A 26021-nucleotide genomic window follows, 5' to 3' on the forward strand; every position below is an offset into this window, starting at 1 on the left:
CACACCTGTCGCACCGATCTCTTCGTGTGTCCCGTGAGCCGGGCCACACGCCCTCTCCCGCGAGTATGCCCGGTCCGGCCGCGAGCAGCCGGACCGGGCATCGACTCACCTGGGGATGGGAGTTCGTTCGTTCGGGTCGACCCCCGGCGGCATCTGCGCGCCGTTGTTGGGGACATTCGGCCGCGGAGCGTTCGCCGAACCACGGATCTGCTGGTCAGGGGGCGGGTTCGTGCAGTAATTCCAGCGCGGGATCGACCCGTCCTGAACTTCCTCGTTCCGCCGGTACTCGGTGTTGTAGTAGCAGGTGGGACGTGGCCAGATATCGAGGATGGTGTGGAACTCGCCATCGTGGGCAGGCGCGCCGACCGCTTCCAGACCCGTCGCCAGCGACGGGAACAGCAGCCGCAACGCCGGCTGACGCAACTGCGCCGCCTTGGTGATGGCGACGAAGTTCGCCGCCAGACCCGTGATCGGATCGGCCGTCTTGTCCAGCACGGCGCCCAGCGCCTCGAACTGTGCCGGGGCGTTGTCGAGGACGCTCTGTAGCTCGGCGTTGGCGTTGTTGAACTGTGCCAGCAGCGCGCCCGAGTTGTTGGTCAGCGTCTGCAGATCCGGCTGGGCGTTGGAGGTGGTCTGGGCGATCACCCGCAGGTTCGCGATCAGGTTCACCGTCTGCGGCAGCAGGTTGTCCAGACCGGCGACCACCAGGCTTACGCCGTTGATCAGACCGCGCAGCTGGTCGGGGCCCGCACCGAGCGCGATGTCGAGCTCGGTGAGGATGACGTCGAACTCCTGCGGGTTGACCTGGGAGATCAGCGCGCTGGTGTCGTCGAGCACCGCCCACACCGGCACCGGCGTCTTGATCTGTTCCGGATCGAACTCGATCACCGCGCCGTCGGCCAGAAACGGGCCGACATCGCTGTTGGGCCGGAAGTCGATGTACTGCTCACCGGCCGCCGACAGCGCGGCCACCTGGATCATCGAGTCGGCCGGGATCTTGTAGCTCTCGTCGATCTGGGTCTTCGCCGCGATCGCCTGCCCCCGATCGATGAGCTCGATCGAGGTGACCTTACCGATCCGGTGTCCGCGCAGGGTCACGTCATTGCCCGGCTGCAGACCACCGGAGCGATCGAGAGTGACCGTCACCGCGTACTCCGAACGCAGCGGATTCACCCGCATCACGTTGACCAACAGGTAGGTCGCGCCGAACAGCAGCACGAGCACCAGCGCGGTGTTCGCCAGCACGATCTTGCTACCGAAGAACTTCTTCACCTTGCTCATCGGTGGCCTTCCACTCGGCCCTGAACGATCTGCAGCACCTGGATGAAGCTGCCGACGAAATCGTTCACGTCCTTCAGATCAGGGAACTTGCTGTTGGCCGGATCGGTCAGCAACCCGACGTCGAGATTGGTCAGCGTCGCGTACGGCGCGAGACCCTTGCCGCGGAAGGTGGCGTTGACGCCCGGCCGGATCGCGTGCAGCTGATCGAGCACGTAGCCGAAGTTGTCACCGGTCGCCGACAGCGCGTTCATCAGGTTGTCGAGATTGACGAGCAGGTCGTTGAGCTGGTCGCCGGTGGTGTTGGAGTAGTCGCCGAGGGCAGCACTGGCGACGGACAGCTTGGTGAGCAGATCGCCGATGGCCCGGTTGTTCTCGGCAATGGCGCCGATCGCCTGGGGCAGCGTGTCGGCCACCTCACCGAGCTGGCCCTTGTTCACCTCGATGGTGTTGGCGAGAGTGTTGAACTCGGTGAGCACGGAGTCCACGCGGGCGCTGTTGTTGTTCAGTTCGCCGATCACGCCGGTCATCTCGGTGATCAGATGAGCGAGTTCGACCTCGTTGCCGTTGAGAATCGACCCGAGTTCGGTACCGAGGCGGCTCAGACTGGCGACACCGCCACCGTTGAACAGCATCGAGACCGAGACCAGCAGTTCCTCGACGGTGGCGCCAGCCGAGGTGGACTCGATCGGCAGGGTGTCACCGTTGCTCAACATCGCGGCGCCGGTGCTCTCGCGCGGCTCCGACAGAGCGATGAAGACGTCACCGAGGGGAGTGGCCTGGCGCAGCTCGGCGGTACTGCCCATGGGCAGCTCGATATCGGTGCTGACCTCCATGTCGACCACGGCCTGGAAGTTCTTCGTCTTGATCGAGGTCACCACCCCGACATCGGAACCACCGATCTTGACCTTGGCCTGATCGGGCAGGTTCAGCGCGTTGTCGAACACCGCGTGCAGGGTGTAGGTCTCCCCGCCCGTGCCCGGCGTGGGCAGTGGCAGGTCCTCGACGGTGAAGCTGCAGCCGGAGCTGATCGCCACCGTCGCCGCCGCGGCCACCGCGACCATCGCGCGGCGGGCATTGATTGTCATAAGGGTCATTTCGTCAGTCCAAGCAGTGCGGCGGTGAGCCCGTAGTCGGGGCCGAAATCCTGCATGTTCCCGGAGCGGCAACCGTCGGCCCGCATCTGGATCCGCTCGCAGAAGACGCTGACGATCTCGCCCGAGAGAGCGGTACCGATCAGCGCGTGCAGCCGGACGAAGCCCTGCTCGCGGTTGATCGCGCCGTCGATGTTCTGCATCAGCAGCGGCACGATGTCGACGACCTCGGTCAGCGCGCCGGAGTTGTCCCGCAGCTGATTGGTGACGTTGGTCAGGCCGGTCAGCGAGGCGGATAGTTCGTCGGCGTGCACACCGAAGGTGGTCGAGGTGTTGGCCAGGAACTGGTTGAGCTGATCGAGGGTGGCCTGCAGACCGGGCGCCTGCTCGGCGAGCAGACCCGACATGGCGGTCATCCGGTTGCTGAAATCGCGCACCGACTGATCGTTGTCGGCCAGCATCGTCGTCAGCTCGTTGAGCTTGATGATGATGTTGGAGATGGCGTCCTTGTTGTCGACACCGACCTTGAGCGCGCCCGAGAGCGCGTCGAGGGTTTCCCTGATCTTCTGACCGTTGCCGTCGAGCACCGGGTAGAGCACCCGGCCCGAGAGCGGGCCGAGACCTTCCTGGCCCTCTTCGGGTTTGAGCGCGGCGGCGAACTGGTCGATGGTCTTGATCATCGTGTCCAGTTCGACCGGTGTGCGAGTGCGCGCCTTGGGCAGATGATCGCCCGACTTCAGCGCTTCGCCGCCGGTGTAGGGCGGGCTGATGTCGATGTGGCGGTCGGTGACGATCGAGGGCGAGATGATCGCCGCGATCGCTTCCTTGGGGATCTTCACCCCCGCCTCGACGGTCATGTGGACCTCGACGAAGGTGCCCTTGGGCACGATCTTGTCGACCTTGCCCACCGGCAGGCCGAGGACCATGATCTCGTTGCCCTCGAACATGCCCGCGATGTTCTCGAAATCCGCGGTGATCGTGGTCGAGCGGCCGAGTGCGTCGTCGAACTGACTGGGCAGCAGCGAGCAGCTGCCCAGTGCCAGCGCGGTGGCGCCGATCATCACCGTGCGCGCGAGGAACTTCGCGCTGCGGAGCCTGTTGGTCAGTTTCATCCTTCGCACCCCTGGATCACCTGAACGAAGCACAGCCAGTTGTCGGGGAACAGCCACGGCAGCGAGACATCGCCGTAGTTGCCGTTGCCGAGCGCGTTGTTGAAGTAGCGCGCCGTCGGCTGACCGATCTGCAGCAGCGCGTCGAGGTTCTCCTTGTTCTTCTGCAGACCCTCGGCCATCGTGTTGAGCTGGCCGATGGTGCCGCCGAACTGGTTGTTGTTCTGCGCGCCGATCTCCTCGAGCTGACGGGTCAGCGTGGCGATGTTGTCCAGCAGCTGACGCAGCAGGTTCTGCCGTTCCATCACCCGGTTGGCGATGGCCTCACCCTGGGTGATCACCAGCAGGATCGAGTTGCGGTTGTCGGCCAGCAGCTGGGTGACCCGGTTCAGGTCCTTGAGCAGGCTGTCGACCTCACCCTTGCGCTGATCGACGACCTTGGCCACCGCACCGACGCTGTCGAGCGCCTGGGCCACCAGCTCCGGCGAATCGCCGAGCTGGGAGTTGATCGTGTTGAGCGACTGGGCCAGCTTCTGGGTGTCGAGCGCCTCGAACTTCGGCGTACCGACCTGCACGACATCGGCGATGTTGTACGGCACGTCGGTGTTGCTGCGCGGGATCGTCTTGTCCTTCAGCCCCGATCCGTCACCGGGGTTCAGGTCGACGTAGCGGGCGCCGAGCAGGGTCGCCATCTTGATCGCGGCGTGCGCGTCGGGACCGAACTTCAGCGAGCTGTCCACGTCGAGGGTGATCACCACGTGATCACCCTCGATCTTGGCGCCGGTGACGGTGCCGACCTGGACACCGGACACGGCGACCTTGTCACCGGTCCTGATCCCGGCGGCCTGCACGAACTCCGCCTCGATGGTCTGCTTGCCGATCCCGATGAACTGGTAGATCGTCGAACCGACCAGCAGCAGCACGATGCACAGCGACCCGATGACGCCGAGCCAGAAGTTACGGTTGCCGAGGAATCTCGACTTCAGCGTGCTCATCGGCACACCGCCGAGTGCGAGGTGCCACCGATCTGGCTGAACAGCCCGCGGGGGAACAGCACCCCGTAGAGCGAGACGTCCAAGCCACACAGGTAGGCGTTGGCGTGGGTGCCCTCCGAGCTCATGCGGCCGAGGTCAGCCAGTAGCGACGGAAGGTCGACGGCGGCCTGGTCGAGCTTGGCGCCGTTGGCGAGCAACAGGTTCAGCGCTGCGGTGGACGAGTTCTGCGCGGCGAACAGCTGGGGCTGGATCTTGCCGACCATCCCGACCAGCGAGGTCGTGGCATCGGCCAGGACGACCGTCGACTGCTGCAGCGACTGCCCCTGGTCGTAGAGACCACCGATCAACGCCCGGGTCTGGGTAACCAGGGTCTCCAATTCATCCCCTCGCTTGGCCAACCCGGCCATCACACCGGACAGGTTGGTGATCACGTCGGACAGGATCGCGTCCCGACGCTGGAAATCGGTCGCCAGCTGCGCGGCCTGGACGATGAACGCCGAGAGTGAGACCCCGTCGCCCTGCAGTGCCAGGATCAGGGTCTCCGACATCGCGTTGACCTCGGCGGGCTCGAGCGCCTGGAACAGCGGCTGGAAACCGTTGAGCAGCGCCGAGATGTCGAAGGAGGGCTCGGTCCGCTCGATCGGAATCGTCGCGCCGCTCTTGAGCTCGGTCGGGCTCGTCTCCTGGCCCGGCGCCAGCGCGACGTAGCGCTGGCCGATCAGGTTCTGGTAGCGGACAAGGGCTTTGGTGTCGTCGAAGACCGACTGGTCGCTCTGCACGATGAACGACACCTTGGCGTCGTTCTTGCCGTCGAGCTCGATGTTCTCGACCTTGCCGACGCGCACGCCCGCCATGCGGACATCGTCGCCGGGCCGCAGGCCGAGGACATCGGTGAAGATCGCGGTGTACTTGCGGGTGTCACCGTCGACCGTGCGGGCCAGTGTGTTCCACACGACCACGGTGACCAGCAGTGAGACGAGCGCGAAGATACTGAACCCGATCAGTGGCTTACGGATACTCATGCGCCACCCCCGTTTTCGGACACTTGCAGGGTTCCGCCCTTCATGATCGGACCGAGCAGCAGATATTCGGACGTCGTCGGCTTGCGGCCGAGGAATCCTGGGATCGCGGCGTCACCGTGGTAGGAGATCGGCGTGCCGGACGGCGCCGGTGCCGGTTCGGCCGGAGCCTGTTCCACCGGTGCCGCGGCGGGCGCCGGTGCCGGCTCGCCGCCGAGCAGACCGGGCAGGCCCGGAATCTGGAACGACGGAACGAGACCCTCGAGCGGCGTGCCGGCGAACGGGACCACCTCGGTGCCGTTGGCGGTCTGCATCGGCAGCACCGGCGTGGTGAGGCCGGGGATGTCGGGCATGCCGGGAATCGAGATCATCGGCGGCAGCCCGGCAGCCGAGTCGAGCCTGCGCGGGCGCAGGTTCTCCGGCAGCGGCGGCAGCGAGGCCTCGGCCGGTGCGGTGAAGCAGCTCGGGCCGACCAGGTCGCCGTAGCGCGGGCAGTCCGCGACGGTGTAGGGCTTGTACGGCGTGAAGGTCAGACCGGCATTCCACACCATCTGCTTGCCGTTCGGGCCGCCGTGGAAAGTCGTGTTCAGCGCCGCCAGCGACGGACCGAAGACCTCGAAGACCCGGGTGATCGAGGCCGGATCGGCGGCCAGTGAACCCAGCGTGGCGTTCATGCCGACGGTGACTTCCTTACCCACATCGGGGTTGGTCGCGAACAGGTCGTTCACCTGGTCGGTGGTGACGCTGGCACCGGCGAGCAGCGCGATCAGCTGATCCCGCTTGGTCGCGATGGTGTTGGCGGTCTGCACCGAGGAACCGAGCACATTCATCAGTTCCGGCGCCGACTGGTTGAGCGCGCGCGCCGAGGCCGAGAAGTTGTCGAGCATGCCGCCCAGGTTCGGGCCCGCGTCGGCGACGGTGGTCAGCCAGTGATCGAGGCGCACGATGGTGGAGCCGGGCACCCGGCCGCTGCCGTCGAGCGCCTGGGTGAGCGTGCCGAGCACGCGGCCCAGCTGCACCGGGTCGATCTCGTCGAGGATGTCGCGCACCGTGGTGAGGGTGTCCTGCAGCGCGATCGTGCCCTCGCTGCGGTCCTCCGGGATCTGCGAGCCCTCCTTCAGGTACTGGTCGGACGGGCCGTTGAAGACCAGCTCGACCGAGGTCACCGCGAACAGGTTGCTCGGGACGACGCGGGCGGTGACATTGCTGGGAACACCCTTGGCGAACTCCGGCTTCAGCTCGATGTTCACCTTCTGCCCGGCGCCCTGGTCGACGATGTCGACGTCCTTGACGACGCCGACGAGCACGCCGCGGAACTTCACATCGGCTTTGGACGGCAGGCCGTCACCGGTGGTCGACAGGTTGGCGGCCACGTTCACCTTCGGCACGAAGTAGCCCTGGTACCTGGCCATCAGGAAGCCGAGGATCACCGCGAACACCACCAGGCCACACGCGCCGGCGATGTAGAGCTGTTTCATCGTGGGGCCACGCCCACTCGGATCGATGATCATCGCGCCCCTACCCCGAGATCCTGATGCCGGGGTCGACGCCCCAGATCGCCAAAGTCATGAACAGGTCGGCGAACACGACCAGGATGATGCACATCTTGATCGCCCGACCGGCCGCGACGCCGACGCCTTCGGGACCACCCGAGGCGAAGAAGCCGTAGTAGCACTGGATGAAGGTGGTGATCATGACGAACACGATCGCCTTGAGCAGCGAGTACAGCACGTCGGTCGGTACCAGGAATTGGTAGAAGTAGTGCGAGTACGTGCCCGCCGCGGTGCCGCCGATCAACTGCACGGTGACCGCGCAGGACAGGTAGGCCATCGCCAGACCGAGGCAGTACAGCGGCACGATCGCCATGACCGCGGCCGCCATGCGCGTGCTGACCAGGTAGGGCAGCGGGCGGATGGCCACCGATTCGAGCGCGTCGATCTCCTCGGAGATGCGCATCGCGCCGAGCTGGGCGGTGAATCGACAGCCCGCCTGGGCCGCGAAGGCCAGTGCCGCCAGGAGCGGACCGAGTTCGCGGGTGGTGGCGAAGGCCGAGATGGCGCCGGTGATCGGGCTCAGGCCGAGCAGGTTCAGCGAGGTGTAGCCCTGGATGGCCACCGTCATACCGCCGAAGGCGCTGATGATCAGAATGACGCCGATGGTGCCGCCACCGACGACGATGTTGCCGTTGCCCCAGGTGACGTCGGAGAGCAGCCGCCAGACTTCCTTCGGATACTGCTTGAACGCCAGCGGAATCGAGCCAACCGAACGCAGGAAGAAGAAGACCTGGTGACCGAGGCGAGCGAGTAGGTCGACGGGCGCCTGGCCGGCCGCCTTGAGCTGGCGCAGCGGCCGCAGCAGCGGAGGTACATAGGTTGATGACAAGGCTCAGACCACCTGTGGGGGGAAGACGGCGGCGTAGATCTGGGTGATCGCCACGTTGACGCCGAGCAGCATGACCATGGAACTGACGACTGCCGAGTTCACCGCGTTGGCGACACCGCCCGGTCCACCGCGAGCGTTGAGCCCACAGTCGCAGGCGATGATGCCGGCGATCAGGCCGAAGATCACCGATTTGAGCAGCGCCACCGCGAGATCGAGGGTGACCGCGAAGGAGGCGAAGGTGCTCATGTAGGAGCCGGGGGTACCCGCCTGGGCGAAGATGTTGAACATGTAGCCGGTGATGAAACCGACGAAGACGACGAAGCCGCAGAGCAGGAAGCTGACGATCATCGCGGCGCCGAGCCGGGGGGCGACCAGCCTGCGCAGCGGATCGACGCCCATCACCTTCATCGCGTCGATCTCTTCACGGATGGTGCGGGAGCCGAGGTCGGCGCAGACCGCCGAACCGACTGCACCGGCGATCATGATCGAGGTGACCAGTGGGGCGCCCTGCTGGATGATGCCGAGGCCGTTGGCCGCGCCGATGAACGAGGTGGCGCCGACTTGGCCGGCGACCGCGCCGACCTGGATGGACACGATGACCGCGATCGGGATGGCGACGAGCAGGGTGGGCGCGGCAGCGACATTGGCCATGAACGCGCACTGCCGGACGAACTCGTCGAAGGGGAAGCGCTTGCGGAAGATCGCGACGATCAGCTCCGTGATCGCCTCGAAACCCATCGTGATCTGTCGGCCGAAGGTTTCGAGCGACTTCTTCGGATGGTCGTCCCAAAGGCCCTTGCTCCAGTCGACAGCCTCGCTGACTCGTGAACGTGTGGGCGGACTCTTGGTCGACTGCACTGCTTTTACCCCTCTCGACGCCGGCCCTCATTGCCCCGGCGACTTGTTTGCTTGACGCACCTTACTACGGAGTAGTGCAGAACACACCACCGACATGTGAGCGCTGTCATAGATGGAGGTCACTGTCCACAACTGTTATGAGCCGTGCCATGCCGGACCCTACCGGCCCTATTTGTACAGTTACGGAGATTGCTCGGGATGTCGTTTTCCCACATGGATTCCCAGTACCGGCGGTCGCGCCAAACAAATATTGCGGAAAACTGTCATTCATAACGAACCCCTCGCCGGAATGCGTGGACACATCACACGCAGAACCCGGAAATGGTCGCTTGATCACGATTCCAATAGACATCAGCTATCACCGACGGTGCGGCGCCCGCTCTGGTAAGCAGCAAACACACACTGTTCGCGGAAAGTGTGCCAACCAGGGCTCGAGCATGGCGCGCCCGGGACGGAATACAGGCACGATAGGCAAACCGAATTGATATCGTGCGGACTTCCGACATCTGGAGGGACATGTTCAGCAAACTCGCCAAGGTAGCCAGCGCTGCCTTCGCCGTCGCCCTCGGTGCAGTACTGCTCGGCACCGGGGCCGGCGCTTCGCAGGCACAACCAGGCCCACCGGTGCTCGGCGGCGGGTCCGGCATCGTCATCGACGACATGTTCGAGTGCACACTCACGACGGTCGGCAATGACAGCGGCGGCAGACTGGTCGGCCTGACCGCGGGCCACTGCGGCGACGCGGGCTCCCGGGTCGCCGCCGAAGTGAACCGTGGCTACGGCGAGATCGGCCGGTTCGTCTATAGCAACGCCGAACTCGACTACGCGGTCATCGAGTTCACGCCCGGCCGGATCATTCCGGTCAACCGGATCGGCAATGTCACCATCACCGGCCTCGGCGGGCCCGCGCAGTTCCCGACGATCGTGTGCAAAGAAGGCAGAACGACCGGCAACACCTGCGGCGTGAGCTGGGGTGATGTCTTCCAGACCCAGATGGAGACCTGGTCGCAGATGTGTGTGGTCGAAGGCGATTCCGGTGCGCCGGTCGTGGTCGGCTCGACGCTGGTCGGCATGGTGAACGCCTATCTGGCGGTCGCCTGTTTCGGTCCCGAGGTCGGCACGAACATGACCTCGATCATGGACGACATCAACGCGAGGGGTGGCCCGGGCGCGGGCTATCGCCCTGTGTGATCGGCGGCTGGTGCCGCCGGACCCAAGGCCGCGAACGTGGTGGTCACTGTGGGTCGGGAGGTGCCAGCGCCGGGCCGTCGGCCCCGGCGCAGTGCGGCAGACAGTCCACCCGCTCGGGTGCGGCGGCCTGGCGCGGTACCCGTAGCAACACCGCGGCGAGGCCCCCGCCGAGGAGAAGCAGTAGCGCGCACCAGCGCATGGCGGTGTCGAAGCCGACCGCGAAGGCGGCCGGGTCGGTGAACGCCCCGGAGAGTCCGGCCAGTCCGGGCAGCGCGGCCACGGCCAAGAGCTGGGCGGTCCGCGCGACAGCGTTGTTCACCCCCGAGGCGATTCCGGCCTCGGCGACGGGCACTGCCGCCAGGACCGCGCCGGTCAGCGGCGCGACCAGCGCCGACAGGCCGAGGCCGAAGATCAACACGCCCGGCAGCACATCGGTCAGATAGTTCGCGTCGGGTCCGATCCGTTGCAGCGCGAACACACCGACCGCGGCCAACAGCGGGCCGACGGTCAGTGGAATGCGCGGACCGTGCCGTTGTGCCCAGCGGCCCGCCGGGGCCGAGAGCACCAGCATCAGCACCGTCACCGGCAGGCTCGCCGCGCCCGAGGCCATCGGTGAATACCCCGAGACCAGCTGCAATTGCAGAACCAGCAGGAAGAACACCCCGCCCAGCGCGGCGTAGACGAGCAGCGTCACCACGTTCGCGACGGTGAACACCCGCGAGCCGAACAGCGCGGGCGGCACCAGCGGATTCGGGCTGCGCAGCTCCACCAGGACGAACCCCCCGAGCGCGAGCGCGCCGAACACCACCAGCAGGGGATGGGCGTCGATCAGGCCCAGGGTGAGCGCGCCGAGGGCGAGCGCCACGATCACCGCACCCGGGACATCCACCCGCGCAGGCGCGTTCGGATCACGACTCTCCGGCACCGACCGGATCGCGACCACACCCACGACCAGCGCCAACGGCACATTGAGCAGGAAGATGGCGCGCCAGCCGACGAGATCGATCAGCCCGCCGCCGAGCAGCGGCCCGAACGCTCCGGCCACCCCGCCCAGGCCCGACCACAGGCCGATCGCGCTGCCCTGATCACCTCGATCGATCGAGGCCGAGATCAGCGCCAGACTTCCCGGCGTGAGCAGCGCACCAGCGACGCCCTGCAGCAGCCGCGCGGCGACCAGCATCTCGATATTCACCGCCGCCGCGCACAGCAGCGAGGTGATCGCGAATCCGACGATCCCCCAGACGAACACGCGCCGACGGCCCAGCCGGTCGCCGAGCGAGCCGCCGAGCAGGATGAACGAGGCGAGGGTGAGGGTGTAGCCGTTGACGGTCCACTGCAATCCCGCGACGTCGGTGTCCAGCGACTCGCCGATGCGTGGCAGCGCGACCGAGACGACGGTGGCGTCCAGCGACGCCATCGAGGAGCCGAGGACGGTGGCGAGCATGATCCACCGGCCCGTCGCCGATTTCAGCCGAACCGTCTGGGTCGCCACCCGTCCAAGCTAGCGCCTACCAGGGAAGTTCGCCGGAACTACAGGCTCTGCAAGCAGACCACGAAGCGACGCTCGGGATACTCGCCGCCGGAATCGGCGGGGTCGGGGCAGTCGTCGATGTCGTCGGTGTCCTGCAGGACCGCGACGACTTTGACCGGATCGGAACCGGACTCGGCGCAGTCGATGCGAGTCGGGTCGCTACCGCCGATGTCCATGCAGCCGCCGACGACCCAGTCGATGTCCAGACACAGGGCGCCCGTCTCGATCCCGTCGAGCGACTCGGCGTAGAAGTTGTCGCTGTCGCTGACGCACTCGCCGCTGGTCCTGGCCTTGCCGATGACCTTGTAGTTCGAGGATCGGCTGCCGCAGGAGGCCTTCTCGATGGTGGCGTCGTCGACGGTGCCGCCCAGTACGACGCAATCGCCGACACTGGCCTGGAAATCGGTGTCGCCGCCGCGGCTCGAGGTCGGGGCGGGTTTGCTCGTGGTCGTCGTGCTCGACTGGGTGGTCGGTGCCGCACTGCTGGTGGCCGGGACGACGTCGATCGCCGGTTGGGCGTTGCCGTCGATGGTGCCACCGCATCCGGCCGAGACGAACGCGGCCACCGTGATGGCGGCAGCACCGACGAACCGGCCGAGGGACAGATCTGCAAACACCTACTGTGAATACACCACCGAAGCCACCTGCGTCGACTCCGTCCCGGTGTCCGGACACTGCGTTACCCTTGGGATTCCGGCCTCCCGGGTCGGCCTGCATCAGGAGGTGAACCCGATGGTGGCAGCAACGGCGGGAGATTTCGGCCCACTGACCAGACCCGGCGCGCTCGTGGCGCCGCGCCAGATGCTCATCGATCCTCGCTTCATCCGGCTCGCCGACCATTTCTTCGGCATGTTCCCGCAACCGAGTCGTGGTGGGGGAGCGCTGGCGGTCTATCTCGACGGCCGACCGGTCGTGGATGTCTGGGCCGGTTGGGCGGCCAAGGATCAGCGCTGGCACGGCGACCACGTCGCACTCACCTTCTCCACCGGCAAGGGTGTGGCCGCCACGGTGCTGCACCGGCTGGCCGAACGCGGCCTCATCGACTACGAGGCGCCGGTAGCCGAGTACTGGCCGGAGTTCGCCGCGCACGGCAAAGCCGACATCACGGTGCGCGATGTGCTCTCGCACCGGGCCGGACTGCACCGGGTGCGCGGGCTGGTGCCGGGGCGCGAGGGCATTCTCGACTACGGCGCGGTGGTGAAGGCGCTGGCCGAGAGCCCCGCCGACCCCCGCCGCATCCGCACCTCCGGCTATCACGCGATCACCTTCGGCTGGCTGGTCGCCGAGATCGTGCAGCGGGTGACCGGTGATCCCTTCACCGAGGTCCTGCGCCGAGAAGTGGCTCAGCCGTTGGGAATCGACGAGTTCTGGTTCCAGGTCCCGGCCGGGCAGCGGCACCGGATCGCCAAGATCTTCCCGCACCTGGCCCCGCCGGGGATTCGCTGGAACACCGCGTCCTCGGTGCTGTCGTGGGTGCGGCCGGTGCGCGGGCTGGCCGAGGCGGGCATGCCGGAGAGTTTCGACGAGTTGGTCCGCGACCCGCGGGTGCACGACGCGGTGATGCCGGGCTGGAACGGAGTGTTCTCGGCGCGGGCGCTGGCCAGGATGTACGGCGCGCTCGCCAACGAGGGCGTGGTGTACGGCGGTGACGCCGAGCATCGTCCGAAGTCCGGGAACCCGGCGGTGTCGTTGCTGCGGCCGGAGACGGTCGAGACGATCAACCGCACCCAGCAGACCGAGAGCCGCGACTACGTCCTCGGCCTGCCGCTGCGGTTCACCCTCGGCTATCACCGACCGGTGCTGATGACCAAGCAGCAGCCGCGAAACGCGTTCGGCCACTACGGTGTCGGTGGCTCCGGCGCCTACGCCGACCCTGACCTGCGGATGTCGATCGCGTTCGTCACCAACCGGCTCGGCAATGCCGTCACCGCGCTCGGCGACGCCCGCTTGGCCAAGCTCGCCGCGCTCGCCCAGGGCACCGCGCGTCGCCTGCGCACCGCGTCGGCCACGCCTGACCTGGACAGTTGATCCGATGCTGACCTGAGGGCCTGGCCATCGATGGTCCGGCTTCGCGCCCACTCGAACCGGAGGTCCAGGTCGGTCGTAGTACCGGTATGAGCGCGCAAATGCCGGCACCGCCCCGCTGGTCATTGCTGCACGGTGCGGCCGCTGGACGCGATTTCGAGGGCTACCTGCGGCGACGCGCCTCGCAGGGTGATCCGTTCGCGGTCGGTTTCCCCGGGTTCCCGCCGGTGCTGTTCACCGGGACAGCCGAGGGCGCGCGTGAACTGTTCCGGCTGCCGGTCGAGTTGCTGGAACCGCCACGGCCCAATCCGATCGAACCGATGGTCGGCGCCGCTTCGCTCATCCTGAGTTCCGGCCCGCGTCACCGGGCAGATCGCGCCCTGCTCGCCCCCGCGCTACACGGTGCGCGGGTAAGGGAGCTGGGCGAAATCATCCGGGCCGCGACGCTGCGAGAGGTCGACATCGGCTGCGGCGCCGCGGGTTCCTGGCAGCCCGGCGGGCGAATCGACGCGCTCGCGGCGGCCCGTGCGATCACCCTGCGGGTCATCCTCACCGCGGCGTTCGGGACCGACGGGGATCGGAGCGACGAATACGCCGGTGCGGTCACCGATTTCCTCGGCGCGTTCACCACGCCGCTGCTGGTCGCGCCCGTATTGCGCCGCGACATCGGCGGTTTCGGACCGTGGGCGCGATTCGTCGTGGCCCGCGAGCGACTCGACGAGCTCATCCTCGCCGATGTCGCGCGACGTCGACGCGCTCGCCCCGGCGCCAGCGACCGCACTGGTTCCGGCGTCAGCGGCGACTTGCTCGACCTGCTGCTCGACACCCGTTATGACGACGGTTCCGCACTCACCGACGCCGAGTTGTGCGAGCAACTACGCACCCTGTTGGTCGCCGGGCACGAGACGACCGCGACCACTCTGACCTGGGCGCTCTACCACCTGCACAGGGAGCGTGGCCTGCTCGATCGGGTCGTCGCCGAACTGCCGAGCGCGTCCGGCGATCCCGTCGAGCAGGCCCGGCTGCCGCTGCTCGACGCGGTGTGTCAGGAGACCCTGCGCCTGCATCCGCCCGTGCCCATCGTGCTGCGCAGCATTCGGCAACCGTGTCGGTGGCGGGGGATCGACATCGAGGCAGGTCAGACGATCGGGTTGGCGGTTGGCGTGCTGCACAGCCGGCCGTCGACCTGGCCCGCGCCGAGGCTGTTCCATCCCGACCGCTTCCTCGATCGCAAGGTCTCGCCGTTCGAGTTCGCGCCCTTCGGCGGCGGACATCGCCGCTGCATCGGCGCCACGCTGGCCGAATTCGAGCTCCGTGTCGTGCTGGCAACCCTGCTGACCGCGGTCCGGTTGCGCCTCGAACCCGCTCTGGCCCTGGGCGCCCGGCCACGGACCGTGCCGCGGAATCTGGCCACCGCGCCGAATCGAGCGATCCACTTCACACGAATGCAGTGATCTCGCTCACTGCGGGTTTGAAGCTCACACCGATGTGTTTCGGCCCTGCTCGCCGACCCTCGATCCAACTCGCCGCCGTGAGCGCGGCGTTTGCCGAAAGCCAGTGGATAACACGGTGTTATGTGACCCGCAGCACATAGTTGCCGGTCTGTTATCGCCGGGTCGCGCCGCTGGCACGTTGTCACCTCGGGCGGGTAGGAATGAGCGGTCAGGGTCGGGGCGTCGTTACCCCGTGGAGACCCATCGCGGTCTCCGCGTCACTTACGAAGATCTCGCGCCGCCACACGCGGAACGAGAGATGGAATGGACGAGATACCTATGCACCACGAGGCAAATACGCAGCAATCCCACTGGCTGCGCCGGGGTCTGCTGCTGTCGGCGGCGTTCGCCGCGACCGGCGCCCTGGTCGTCGTGCCCGCGCAGGCCGAGCCGACCCTGCCGGGCTTCGGCTCCGGTTCCAGCCAGCCCGCGCTCGACCAGCCGCCGGCACAGGCGCCGTTCGCGCCGCCGAACATCAACATCGCCGACGGCGAGACCGTTGGTGTCGCGCAGCCGATCATCATCACGTTCAAGGAGCCGGTCGATGACCGCGCCGCCGCCGAGCGGGCCATCAAGGTCACCTCGAGCACGAACGTGCCGGGGAACTTCTACTGGACCGGCACCAAGCAGGTGCGTTGGAAGCCCGCCGAGTTCTGGCCCGCCAACACCGACGTCACCGTCGTCGCGGGCGGTACCTCCAGCTCGTTCCACATCGGTGACGCGTTCATCGCCACCGTGGACGACAACACCAAGATGATCACCGTGACCGTCAACGGTGAGGTCGTCAAACAGATGCCGACCTCGCTGGGCAAGCCCGGCTACGAGACCCCCAACGGCACCTATATCGTCGGCGAGCGGCTCGAGAAGATGACCATGGACTCCTCCACCTACGGCGTCCCGGTCACCGATCCCGAGGGCTACAAGATCGACGTGGAGTACGCGACGCGGCTGTCCAACAGCGGCATCTTCGTGCACGCCGCGCCGTGGTCGGTCGGCCAGCAGGGCTACTCCAACGCCAGCCACGGCTGCCTCAATGTGAGCACCGAGAACGCCAAGTGGTTCCTGGAGAACTCGCGCCGCGGCGACGCCGTGATCGTCAGCAACACCCAGGGCCCCACCCTCAGCGCCGGTGACGGCCTGGGAGACTGGAACTAGCCCTTTCGAACGAGAGCCGAACAATACGATCTTTCCGGTCGGATTGTTCGGCTCTTTGCTGTACTCGGCCTGTGCGCTCGATGTTCAGCAGGTCGGCGGTCCAGGTTAACCGGACGTTCGCCGTGCGCCGTAAAGCTGCCGCGGTGCGTAGCAGTCCAGAGCGGGTCCTCCCCGCCCCGAGCGGCCGCGGGCTGAGAAATCGCCCGTGGCAGGACTATGCGCTGTTCGGAGTGCTGGTCGTGCCGAACCTGGCGCTGTTGACGCTGTTCGTCTACCGGCCACTGGCCGACAACATCCGGCTCTCTTTCACCGACTGGAACATCGCCGACCCCATTGCGAAACCAATTGGTTTCGCAAATTACGTCGAGTGGTGGCAGCGCGACGATTCCTGGAAGATCGTCAGCAATACGGTGATATTCACCGTCGCCGCGGTCGTGGTGAGCATGGCGCTCGGTCTCGCGCTCGCGTTGCTGTTGGATCGGAAATTGTTCGGGCGCAATGTTGTTCGCTCCGCCATCTTCGCACCGTTCGTGATTTCGGGCGCGGCGATCGGGGTGGCTTTCCAATTCATCTTCGATCCGAGTTTCGGTCTGGTACAAGACGTGCTGCACCGCGTCGGCGTCGAGAAGGTGCCGGATTTCTATCAGGACCCGCGCTGGGCGCTGTTCATGGTGACGATCACCTACATCTGGAAGAACCTCGGCTACACCTTCGTGATCTACCTGGCCGCGCTGCAGGGCGTGCGCGCCGAGCTGATGGAAGCCGCCGAGATGGACGGCGCGAGCCGCTGGACCACCTTCACCAAAGTCCTGCTGCCCCAGCTGCGCCCGACGACGTTCTTCCTCTCGATCACGGTGCTGCTCAACTCGCTGCAGGTCTTCGACATCATCAACGTGATGACCCGCGGCGGGCCGCTGGGCAACGGCACCACGACCATGGTGTTCCAGGTCTACGAGGAGTCCTTCCGCAACTTCCGGGCCGGCTACGGCGCCACCGTCGCCACGATCATGTTCCTGGTACTGCTGGTGGTCACGCTGATCCAGGTCCGCGTGATGGATCGGGGCCAGCGATGAAACACGTGGGACCGCAGACACTGTCGTACCGACGCCGCGAGCGCGCGGTGACCGCGCTCGGCTACGCGGCGATGGTGTGCGTGCTGATCCTGATCGGTGTTCCGCTGTTCTGGATCCTGATCACTTCGTTCAAGGACCGGCCCGACATCTACACCCAGCCCGCGGTGTACTGGCCGGGCAGCTGGCATCCGGAGAACTACGGACACGCCACCACCACGGTGCCGTTCTGGACCTTCCTGCGCAACTCGCTGATCGTCACCGGCGCGGTGTCGGTGGTGAAGTTCGTGCTCGGTGTGTTCAGCGCCTTCGGGCTGGTGTTCCTGCGCTTCCCTGGCAAGAACATCGTGTTCCTGGTGATCATCGCGGCGCTGATGGTGCCCAACCAGATCACCGTCATCTCCAACTACGCGCTGATCGCCCAGCTGGGCTGGCGAAACACCTTCCAGGGCATCATCATTCCGCTCTGCGGCGTCGCCTTCGGCACCTTCCTGATGCGCAACCACTTCCTGTCACTGCCCGGTGAGGTCATCGAGGCGGCCCGGATGGACGGCGCGAACTGGTGGCGGCTGCTGACCCGAGTGGTGCTGCCCATGTCGGGGCCGACGATGGTCGCGTTCGCGGTGGTCACGCTGGTCAACGAGTGGAACGAGTACCTGTGGCCGTTCCTGATGGCCGACTCCACCGATGTCGCGACCCTGCCGGTGGGCTTGACCCTGCTGCAGAACACCGAGAACCCCAGCGTCACCAACTGGGGGCCGGTGATGGCGGGCACCGTGCTGACCATGCTGCCGATCCTCATCGTCTTCCTCGCCCTGCAACGTCACATGATCAAAGGCCTCACCTCCGGTGCGGTCAAGGGTTGATTCTCGAACGGAGATCCACGTGTCCACTTCACGATTCCCGGCGCTGAGCCGCCGTGGCTTCCTCGGTCTGACCGGCGGCGTCGCCGCGGGCCTCGCGCTCACCGCGTGCGCGGGCACCGGCGGTTCGTCGGGTGGTTCCGGTGACGCGAACACCATCACCTTCTGGTCCAACCACCCCGGCACCTCCAAGGAGCTGGAACTGGAACTGATCAACCGGTTCCAGGAGAAGTTCCCCGACCTGACGGTGAACCTGGTCGATGCGGGCAAGAACTACGAGGAGGTGGCGCAGAAGTTCAATGCCGCGCTGACCGGTGGTGACCTGCCCGATGTCGTTGTGCTCTCGGATGTGTGGTGGTTCAACTACGCGCTGTCGCAGGCGATCGAGCCGCTCGACGGGCACTTCGGCGCCGCGGGCGTGCAGCTCGACGACTACGTCGACTCCCTCGCCGCCGACTACCTGTTCGACGGCAAGCACTACGCGCTGCCGTACGCCCGTTCGACCCCGCTGTTCTACTACAACAAGGACGTGTGGGCGCAGGCCGGGCTGCCCGATCGCGGCCCCGAGTCCTGGCAGGAGTTCGACGAGTGGGGCCCGCGACTGCAGAGCACCGTCGGCGACGGCAAGTTCGCGCACGCCTGGGGTGACGCCAAGAACTACCTGGGCTGGACCTTCCAGGGCCCGAACTGGACCTTCGGTGGCGCCTACTCCGACGAGTGGGCACTGAAGTTCACCGAGCCGGGCAGCATCGCCGCGGCCACCTACCTGCGTGACTCGATCAACGTCAAGAAGTACGCGGCCATCCGCCCGCAGATCGCGGTCGACTTCGGGACCGGCGTCGCCGCCTCGACCATCGCCTCCACCGGTGATCTGACCGGCATCAAGAAGAACGCCGACGGCAAGTTCGAGTTCGGCACCGCCTTCCTGCCGCATCCCAACGGGCCCGGCGTGACCACCGGTGGCGCCGGTCTGGCCGTGCCGTCGCGGATCTCCGACGAGCGGAAGGTCAACGCGCTCAAGTTCATCGAGTTCATCACCAACGGGCCCAACACCGCGTACTTCACGCAGGGCACCGGGTACATGCCGGTGCGCAAGTCGGCGGTCAACGATCCCACCGAGATCGAGTTCCTCGCGAAGAACCCCAACTCCAAGGTCGCGATCGACCAGCTCGCGGTGTCGAAGTCGCAGGACTACGCGCGCGTTTTCGTGCCCGGTGCCGACCAGATCATCGGCACCGGCTACGAGCAGATCGGCCTGCAGAACGCCGATCCCGCCACCGTGCTGGCGAAGGTGGCCGCGGACGTGCAAGCGATCATCGACCGCCAGATCATGCCCAAGCTGCCGAAGTAGTCCCCCCGCGGGCCGGCGGTCTCGTGCCGTCGGCCCGTTCGTCTTCCCAGGAGAATTCCCCATGGCGACAGTGCAGTTCGACGGTGTCACCCACCGCTACCCCGGTGCCGAGACCCCCGCCGTCGACGCGCTCGATCTCGACATCGCCGACGGCGAGTTCCTCGTGCTGGTCGGTCCGTCCGGCTGCGGCAAGTCGACGAGCCTGCGCATGCTGGCCGGGCTGGAATCGGTGGAGGCGGGGTCGATCCGGATCGGCGATCGTGACGTCACCGGGCTGCCGCCGCGCGCCCGCGATGTGGCGATGGTGTTCCAGAGCTACGCGCTCTATCCGAACATGACCGTCGCCGAGAACATGGGGTTCGCGCTGCGCAATGCCGGAATGAGTAAGTCCGACACGCTTGTTCGCGTGCGCGAGGCCGCGGCCATGCTGGAGCTGGAACCCTTGCTGGATCGCAAGCCGGCCAAGCTGTCCGGTGGGCAGCGTCAGCGTGTCGCCATGGGGCGCGCCATCGTGCGTCGCCCGCAGGTGTTCTGCATGGACGAGCCGCTGTCCAACCTGGACGCGAAACTGCGGGTGAGCACGCGGTCCCAGATCGCCGCGCTGCAACAGCGGCTCGGCACGACGACGGTCTACGTCACCCACGACCAGGTCGAGGCGATGACGATGGGTCATCGCGTCGCGGTCCTGCGCGACGGCACCCTGCAGCAGATCGCCTCTCCCCGTGAGCTCTACGACGACCCGGTCAACACCTTCGTCGCCGGTTTCATCGGCTCACCCGGCATGAATCTGCTCGAAGCCCCCGTCATCGACGGTCACGCGGTCCTCGATGGTCTACGAATCCCCGTGCCGCGCACAGTGTCCGGTTCCCGTGTAGTCCTCGGTATCCGACCAGAGGCCTGGACGGTCACCACCGACCCCGAAGGCATCACCGTCATCGCCGAACTCCTCGAAGAACTCGGCGCCGAATCCTTCGTCTACACCCACGGCGCGGGCACCGACTGGGCCACCCGCTCCGGCAAGATCGTCGTCCGCGTGGACCGCCGCTTCCACACCACCCTCGGCGAAACCCTCCACCTGCGCCCCACCACCGAAGAGATCTTCTTCTTCGACGCGGAGACCGACCTGCGGATTCGCACGGACAGGGTCTAGATCGTCCGGCGTCCGACCAGCAGGACGCGAGCCCGGGGGGCTATGCCGTGCTGGCGTCGGCGGGATGTCCTGACCGCCCCACCTTGTCGCGGTACGGCCAACCGCGGCTGGACTGTCGAGCCGCCTGAATCATCGGCGTGGGCATTCGGCCTGATTGGCTTGACCGGCCGACGATCAGCGGACTACCCGGACCTCGACGTCGACCTTGGCTTGTTTTGGCGAGCCGCGCGTCGCAGGTCACCACTGGTGACTCGTTCTCGGCGGCCACCACCAGATAAGCCGCGTCGTAGTTTGCCGAGTTCGAGTCTCGCGCGCTGCCCGAACTCGTCTTGCCACAACAGGGCCGCGCACATCGCGGACGCGTCGACAACGAGCACGGGCTAGTCCCGTCCGCACCGGGACGAGTTCGGGCGGATGCGTCAGGTCCGCTGGTGGGCAGCGTTCTCCTGGGCTCGGGACACGGCTGCGGCGATGCCGTCGGTCCAGATCGGGCCGTGGCCGGGGAGGATCAGGCCGGCGGGGATGGATTCGAGCTCGGAATAGCTCGCGATCATTGCTGCGGTGTCGCGGTTGAAGAAGTTGGGCAAGGGCTGGGGGCCGACGATCACGGATGTGGGATGGGCGGTGACGAGGGTGTCGCCGGTGGCCAGGGCGCCTGCGCTGGGGAGGTGGTAGGCGGTGTGGCCGGAGGTGTGGCCCGGGGTGGGGATCGGGACGGGGTGGCCGGGGAGGTCGAGGGGGCCTTCGGTGGGGAAGGGCTGGATGTGAGGGACCGGGTTCTTGCGGAGGCCGCCCGCGGCGGTGATGCGGGCGGCCCAGCCGAGGGTGCTGCGGTCGGTGAGGCGTTTGATCACGTCGAGGGGCGTGGCGGACTCGTGGTGTTCGCCACGGGCGTGGGCCGCTTCGGTTGCGCTGGTGTAGACCGGGATCGCGTAGTGGCGGTGCAGGTGGTTGAGGGCGCCGACGTGGTCGAGGTGGGCGTGGGTGAGCAGAATGCCGACGATGTCCTCCGGGCGGTGGCCGAGCGCGCGGATCGACTTCTCGATGGCCGCGGCGTCGCCGTGCCAGCCCGCGTCGATCAGGGTGAGGTCGCGGCCGTCGCGAAGCACGAACATGTTCACGTCGGTGCCGCGGATCAGGAAGACATCGTCGGCGACCTGCTCGTAGCGCATAGCTGATCCTATTCCAGGACAACACTTTCCGGAGCGTCACCGGGTACCGCATCCGACCCGGAAACCGGCTAGAGGACATGCGCTGTCGAGCTGTCCCCGGCCCGGCGATCGTGCTGCACGGACCGGGGGACGCCATCACCAGATCGTCACGCGCTCCTCGGGATCGAGGAACAGCTTGTCCTCGGGCGAGACCTCGAACGCCTCGTAGAAGCTGTCGATATTGCGCACCACCGCATTGCAGCGGAACTCCGGCGGCGAGTGCGGGTCGACGGCGAGACGCCGGATGGCCTCCTCCTGCCGCGCCTTGGTGCGCCACACCTGCGCCCAGCCGTAGAACACCCGCTGCAGACCGGTGAGCCCGTCGATCACCGGCGGCTCGGCACCATCGAGCGAGATCTTGTACGCGGCGAGGGCGATCGAGAGGCCGCCGAGGTCGCCGATGTTCTCGCCGATGGTGAACTCGCCGTTGACGGTGTGCTCGTCGGCCAGGTCGGTGGGGGAGAGCACGTTGTACTGCTCGATCAACGCCTTGGTTCGCTTGCCGAACTCGGCGCGGTCGGCATCGGTCCACCAGTCCTTCATGTTGCCGTCGCCGTCGTACTTGGCGCCCTGATCGTCGAAACCGTGGCCGATCTCATGGCCGATCACCGCGCCGATACCGCCGTAGTTGGCGGCGTCGTCGGCGTTCATGTCGAAGAACGGCGGCTGCAGAATCGCCGCGGGGAAGACGATCTCATTCATGCCCGGGTTGTAGTAGGCGTTCACCGTCTGCGGGGTCATGAACCACTCGCCGCGATCGACCTCGCCGCCCAGCTTGCCCAGGTCACGGTCATGATCGGCGGCGTAGCCACGCCGGTAGTTGCCGACCAGGTCGGTGGGGTCGATCTCGAGCGCGGAGTAGTCGCGCCAAGTGTCGGGGTAGCCGATCTTGGGGGTGAACTTCTCCAGCTTGGTCAGCGCGGCGGCGCGGGTGTCGGGACCCATCCACTCCAGCTCGGCGATGTTACGGCGGTAGGCCTCCTGCAGATTGGCCACCAACTCGACCATCCGCGCCTTGGCCTGCGGCGGAAAGTGCCTGGCCACATACAGTTTACCGACGGCCTCGCCGAGCAGCTCCTGCACCAGCGACACGCCACGCTTCCAGCGCTCGCGGTTCTCCTGCGCGCCGGTGAGGGTGCGGCCGTAGAAATCGAAGTTCTCGGCGACGATCTCGTCGGTCAGGAACGGCGCCCGCGCGTGCAGCACCTGCGAGACCGCCCAGACCTGCCAATCCGCCTGCGGCAGTTCGGCCCAGGCGCGGGCGAAGGCGCGCAGGTAGTCGGGCTGGCGCACCACGAGCTCGGCGAACAGTTCGGTGCCCGCGCGATCGAGGCCGGAGGTGACCGCCGCCACCCAAGCGGCCCAGTCGAATTCGGGGTGCTCGGCGGCGAGGGCGGTGAAAGTGGTGAGGTTGTAGCTCTTCTCGGCATCGCGGCGGCGCACGACATCCCAATGCCCCGCGGCCAGTGCGCGTTCCAGCTCGAACACTCGGTGCGCGGCGTCCTCGGCGTCGGCGGGCACGAGTCCGGCCAGTGCCGGATCGGCGGCGGCGATGGTGAACATCTTCACCAGGTGCGCGCGGTAGGCATCGCGGATCTCGGCGAATTCGTCCTGACGGTAGTAGGACTCGTCGGGCAGACCGATGCCCGACTGGGTCGCGTGCACCAGGTACCGGGTGGAGTCCTTGTCGTCGGTGTCGACGTAGTAGCCGAGCGCGCCGCGCACACCGGTGCGCTGCAGCCTGCCCAGCAGCGCGGCGAAAGCGCTCGGATCGGCGACCTCGGCGATGGCGCGCAGCTCCTCGGCGACGGGGGTGAACCCGGCCGCGGCGACGGCGTCGGTATCCATGAAGCTCGAGTACAGATCACCGATCTTGCGGGCATCGGCATCGTCGGCGGAACCGGCCGCGCTGTCGGAGATGATCGCCTGCACATCCAGCTCGGCCTGGTCGTACAGGGTGCGGAAGGCACCGTCGACCGCGCGGTCGGCCGGGATCTCGTACTCGGCCAGCCACTGGCCGTTGACATGCGCGAACAGATCGTCCTGCACCCGCACATCCTGATCACGGAAGGACAGATCGATACCGGAGGGGCTGCTCAGATCGGAAGTCACGTTCCCCAGTATGCCGAAGGTGTCGACGTGGCGGCGCGGGTCGATCAGGAGCGGAGTGTGGCGGCGAGTTCGCTCACCCTGGTGTCGGCGGCGGCCTCGTCCATGGCCTCGGCGAGGGCCTGCTGGTAGGTCGGCAAGGCCTCGCGATGGAGGGCGCGGCCCTCGTCGGTGATCACCGTATACACGCCGCGGCGGTCCTTGGGGCACAGGTCGCGGCGGGTGAGGCCGCTCGATTCCAGGCGGGCGACCAGGCGGCTGACCGAGCTCTGATTGAGGCCGATGAGTTCGGCCAGTTCCTGCATGCGCAGTTCACCGTCGTCGGCGCTCGCGAGTCGGCACAGGGCCTGGAACTCCGAGAGTCCGATGTTGTGGCGCCGCTGCATCTGCTTGGCCAGGCGGTGGGTCACCATGCCGTGCAGTGCCACCAACTGGTCCCAGATCGCCGTTTCCATGATCTTCACCTTCCGTCTTGACACCAGAGTATATGCAATGCCAAACTCTGCATGTACCTACATTACATGCATGTACATGCACTGACAGAGGAGAGGTCGTCATGACCAGCATCGAGAAGATCGCCACCACCCCCGACTGGTACGCGCCGTACAAGATCTCGCAGGCCATCCGGGCCAACGGCTTGCTGCACGTCTCCGGACAGGCCGGGATCGACGAGCAGGGCAAAACCGTCTCCGACGACTTCCTCACCCAGGGGCGACAGGCGTTCAGCAACATCCAGCGCGTGCTGCGCGAGGCAGGCGCCGACTTCGCCGACGTGGTGAAGGTCGGCATCTTCGTCACCGACATGGCCGCCAACCTCGACAAGGTCATCCAGCTGCGCGGGGAGTTCCTCAGCGAGCCCTACCCGGCCGACACGCTGCTCGAGGTGTCCTCGCTGGCCCAGCCCGACTGGCAGATCGAAGTCGAAGTCACCGCCCTCGCCCGCTGAACCACCTCTCGACAAGGAACACGACGATGTCTGACAGCCCTCTGTTGCGCCCCTACCAGCGCGGCACCCTCGACCTGCCCAACCGCATCGCGATGGCCCCCATGACCAGAGGCCGCGCGGACGACGTCACCGGCGTCCCGAACCCGCTCACCAAGCAGTACTACGCCCAGCGCGCCGGCGCCGGCTTGATCGTCACCGAAGGCATCTACGCCAATGCCTTCGGCAAGGGCGGCCCCGGCATCCCCGGCCTCGTCACCGACGCGCAGATCGCGGGCTGGCGCGAGGTGACCGACGCGGTGCACGCGGCGGGCGGGCGCATCTTCGCCCAGCTGTGGCATGTCGGCCGGATGACCCATCCGTCGGTCCTACCGGGCGGCGCCACGCCGCTGGCACCGTCGGCCGTGCGCATCACCACCGCGAAAACCTTCACCAACCAGGGGATGGTCGATCACGTCACCCCGCGCGCGATGACCACCGCCGAAGTCGAGGCCACCATCGCCGACTTCGCCGTCGAGGCGCGCAATGCCATCGCGGCCGGATTCGACGGTGTGGAGATCCACGGCGCGAACGGCTACCTGCTGCAACAGTTCCTGGCGGAGAACACCAACCTGCGCACCGACCGCTTCGGCGGCTCGCTCACCGGGCGACTCCAGCTGGTCCTCGACATCGTGCACGCGGTCGTGGCCGAGGTGGGCGCCGAACGCGTCGGCCTGCGCATCTCACCGGACAACCCGGAGAACGAGATCGCCGAAGCCGACCCACGGACCACCTACCGAACCCTCGTCGACGCCATCGACCCGCTCGGCCTGGCCTACCTCCACGTGATCGAACGCGGCAAGTACCCCGCCCTGGCCGACCTGCGCCCCCGCTGGTCGAGCACCCTGATCGCGAACTTCAACGGTCCGGCGCCGACGACGCGCGACGCGGGGGAGAAGACCCTCGACGCCGGGCTCGCCGATGTCTTCTCGTTCGGCCGATCGTTCATCGCCAACCCCGACCTCCCCGCCCGGATCGCCACGGGCGCACCACTTACCGAGTACGCCCGTGAGCTCGTCTACGGCGGTGGCGCGGAGGGGTACACCGACTACCCGGCCCTGGTCGCCGATCGGGCGTAGGTCCGGGACGCCGCGCTGTGCGGTCTGAATATCGTTCTGGCCGTGGGGCTCTGCCGCAGGTCACACACCGAGGGGT

At 66.9% G+C, this 26021-nt stretch carries 23 protein-coding genes; 10 read left to right on the forward strand and 13 right to left on the reverse strand.

Annotated elements, in window-relative coordinates; all coding sequences use genetic code 11:
* Nucleotides 1-105: 105 nt before the first annotated feature.
* The 8 genes from BOX37_RS32845 to BOX37_RS32880 are packed head-to-tail and all read right to left on the reverse strand — an operon-like array spanning nucleotide 106 to nucleotide 8735.
* Nucleotides 106-1281, reverse strand: a complete 1176-nt coding sequence (locus BOX37_RS32845) for an MlaD family protein (RefSeq protein WP_071931003.1) — start codon at nucleotides 1279-1281, stop codon at nucleotides 106-108.
* A complete protein-coding gene (locus tag BOX37_RS32850; RefSeq protein WP_240505143.1) occupies nucleotides 1278-2375 on the reverse strand; it encodes an MCE family protein in 1098 nt (365 codons plus the stop codon). Before BOX37_RS32850 ends, BOX37_RS32845 begins: the two co-directional genes overlap by 4 nt.
* On the reverse strand, nucleotides 2372-3484 hold the full coding sequence (locus tag BOX37_RS32855; protein WP_071931005.1) for an MCE family protein: 1113 nt from the start codon (nucleotides 3482-3484) through the stop codon (nucleotides 2372-2374). The genes BOX37_RS32850 and BOX37_RS32855 overlap by 4 nt, the downstream gene beginning before the upstream one ends.
* Nucleotides 3481-4476, reverse strand: coding sequence for an MCE family protein (locus BOX37_RS32860; RefSeq protein ID WP_071932087.1), 996 nt, complete (start codon nucleotides 4474-4476; stop codon nucleotides 3481-3483). The genes BOX37_RS32855 and BOX37_RS32860 overlap by 4 nt, the downstream gene beginning before the upstream one ends.
* Nucleotides 4473-5498 (reverse strand): MCE family protein, encoded by a 1026-nt coding sequence (locus tag BOX37_RS32865; RefSeq protein WP_071931006.1) that lies wholly within the window; start codon nucleotides 5496-5498, stop codon nucleotides 4473-4475. Before BOX37_RS32865 ends, BOX37_RS32860 begins: the two co-directional genes overlap by 4 nt.
* On the reverse strand, nucleotides 5495-7006 hold the full coding sequence (locus tag BOX37_RS32870; RefSeq protein WP_071931007.1) for an MlaD family protein: 1512 nt from the start codon (nucleotides 7004-7006) through the stop codon (nucleotides 5495-5497). The genes BOX37_RS32865 and BOX37_RS32870 overlap by 4 nt, the downstream gene beginning before the upstream one ends.
* Before the next feature lie 7 nt (nucleotides 7007-7013).
* Nucleotides 7014-7877 (reverse strand): MlaE family ABC transporter permease, encoded by an 864-nt coding sequence (locus BOX37_RS32875; protein WP_071931008.1) that lies wholly within the window; start codon nucleotides 7875-7877, stop codon nucleotides 7014-7016.
* 3 nt (nucleotides 7878-7880) lie between these two features.
* A complete protein-coding gene (locus tag BOX37_RS32880; RefSeq protein ID WP_071931009.1) occupies nucleotides 7881-8735 on the reverse strand; it encodes an MlaE family ABC transporter permease in 855 nt (284 codons plus the stop codon).
* A 516-nt stretch (nucleotides 8736-9251) separates the two neighbouring features.
* Between BOX37_RS32880 and BOX37_RS32885 the strand changes: the two genes are divergently transcribed.
* Nucleotides 9252-9926 (forward strand): chymotrypsin family serine protease, encoded by a 675-nt coding sequence (locus BOX37_RS32885; RefSeq protein ID WP_071931010.1) that lies wholly within the window; start codon nucleotides 9252-9254, stop codon nucleotides 9924-9926.
* 43 nt (nucleotides 9927-9969) lie between these two features.
* Here the strand turns inward: BOX37_RS32885 and BOX37_RS32890 are convergent, their stop codons facing one another.
* Both BOX37_RS32890 and lppU read right to left on the reverse strand, forming a co-directional pair.
* On the reverse strand, nucleotides 9970-11370 hold the full coding sequence (locus BOX37_RS32890) for an MFS transporter (protein ID WP_084761099.1): 1401 nt from the start codon (nucleotides 11368-11370) through the stop codon (nucleotides 9970-9972).
* A gap of 86 nt (nucleotides 11371-11456) precedes the next feature.
* Complete coding sequence (gene lppU / locus BOX37_RS32895; RefSeq protein WP_084760507.1) at nucleotides 11457-12074, reverse strand: LppU family putative lipoprotein; 618 nt, start codon at nucleotides 12072-12074, stop codon at nucleotides 11457-11459.
* Between the two features lie 115 nt (nucleotides 12075-12189).
* On the opposite strand from lppU, the gene BOX37_RS32900 reads away from it, so the two are divergent.
* From BOX37_RS32900 to BOX37_RS32930, 7 genes are all read left to right on the forward strand, one after another.
* A complete protein-coding gene (locus BOX37_RS32900) occupies nucleotides 12190-13485 on the forward strand; it encodes a serine hydrolase domain-containing protein (RefSeq protein WP_071932089.1) in 1296 nt (431 codons plus the stop codon).
* A 98-nt stretch (nucleotides 13486-13583) separates the two neighbouring features.
* Complete coding sequence (locus BOX37_RS32905; RefSeq protein WP_240505144.1) at nucleotides 13584-14936, forward strand: cytochrome P450; 1353 nt, start codon at nucleotides 13584-13586, stop codon at nucleotides 14934-14936.
* Nucleotides 14937-15239: 303 nt separating this feature from the next.
* Nucleotides 15240-16130 carry a L,D-transpeptidase gene (locus BOX37_RS32910; protein WP_071931013.1) on the forward strand — a complete coding sequence of 297 codons (891 nt, stop codon included), beginning with the start codon at nucleotides 15240-15242 and terminating at the stop codon, nucleotides 16128-16130.
* Between the two features lie 80 nt (nucleotides 16131-16210).
* Nucleotides 16211-17203 carry a carbohydrate ABC transporter permease gene (locus BOX37_RS32915; protein WP_206045744.1) on the forward strand — a complete coding sequence of 331 codons (993 nt, stop codon included), beginning with the start codon at nucleotides 16211-16213 and terminating at the stop codon, nucleotides 17201-17203.
* The gene (locus BOX37_RS32920; protein WP_071931014.1) at nucleotides 17200-18066 is read left to right on the forward strand and encodes a carbohydrate ABC transporter permease; all 867 of its coding nucleotides are present in this window, start codon (nucleotides 17200-17202) and stop codon (nucleotides 18064-18066) included. The genes BOX37_RS32915 and BOX37_RS32920 overlap by 4 nt, the downstream gene beginning before the upstream one ends.
* A 19-nt stretch (nucleotides 18067-18085) precedes the next feature.
* Entirely contained in the window at nucleotides 18086-19414 is a 1329-nt protein-coding gene (locus tag BOX37_RS32925) for an ABC transporter substrate-binding protein (RefSeq protein ID WP_084760512.1), read from the forward strand.
* Nucleotides 19415-19475: 61 nt separating this feature from the next.
* Complete coding sequence (locus BOX37_RS32930) at nucleotides 19476-20564, forward strand: ABC transporter ATP-binding protein (RefSeq protein WP_071931015.1); 1089 nt, start codon at nucleotides 19476-19478, stop codon at nucleotides 20562-20564.
* Nucleotides 20565-20983: 419 nt separating this feature from the next.
* On the opposite strand, the gene BOX37_RS32935 is transcribed toward BOX37_RS32930, so the two are convergent.
* The 3 genes from BOX37_RS32935 to BOX37_RS32945 all read right to left on the reverse strand — a co-directional run bounded on the left by BOX37_RS32935 (nucleotide 20984) and on the right by BOX37_RS32945 (nucleotide 24339).
* Nucleotides 20984-21736, reverse strand: a complete 753-nt coding sequence (locus BOX37_RS32935; RefSeq protein WP_071931016.1) for an MBL fold metallo-hydrolase — start codon at nucleotides 21734-21736, stop codon at nucleotides 20984-20986.
* A 135-nt stretch (nucleotides 21737-21871) separates the two neighbouring features.
* Nucleotides 21872-23887, reverse strand: coding sequence for a M13 family metallopeptidase (locus tag BOX37_RS32940; RefSeq protein ID WP_071931017.1), 2016 nt, complete (start codon nucleotides 23885-23887; stop codon nucleotides 21872-21874).
* Nucleotides 23888-23931: 44 nt separating this feature from the next.
* Complete coding sequence (locus BOX37_RS32945) at nucleotides 23932-24339, reverse strand: MarR family winged helix-turn-helix transcriptional regulator (RefSeq protein WP_071932092.1); 408 nt, start codon at nucleotides 24337-24339, stop codon at nucleotides 23932-23934.
* Between the two features lie 101 nt (nucleotides 24340-24440).
* Here BOX37_RS32945 and BOX37_RS32950 point away from each other — a divergent pair, with 101 nt between their 5' ends.
* Entirely contained in the window at nucleotides 24441-24830 is a 390-nt protein-coding gene (locus BOX37_RS32950) for a RidA family protein (RefSeq protein WP_071931018.1), read from the forward strand.
* Nucleotides 24831-24856: 26 nt separating this feature from the next.
* Nucleotides 24857-25945: an alkene reductase gene (locus BOX37_RS32955; RefSeq protein WP_071931019.1), complete on the forward strand. Its 1089-nt coding sequence runs from the start codon at nucleotides 24857-24859 to the stop codon at nucleotides 25943-25945.
* Nucleotides 25946-26021 lie beyond the last annotated feature (76 nt).

The sequence above is a fragment of the Nocardia mangyaensis genome, from assembly GCF_001886715.1.
Taxonomy (GTDB): Bacteria; Actinomycetota; Actinomycetes; order Mycobacteriales; family Mycobacteriaceae; genus Nocardia; species Nocardia mangyaensis.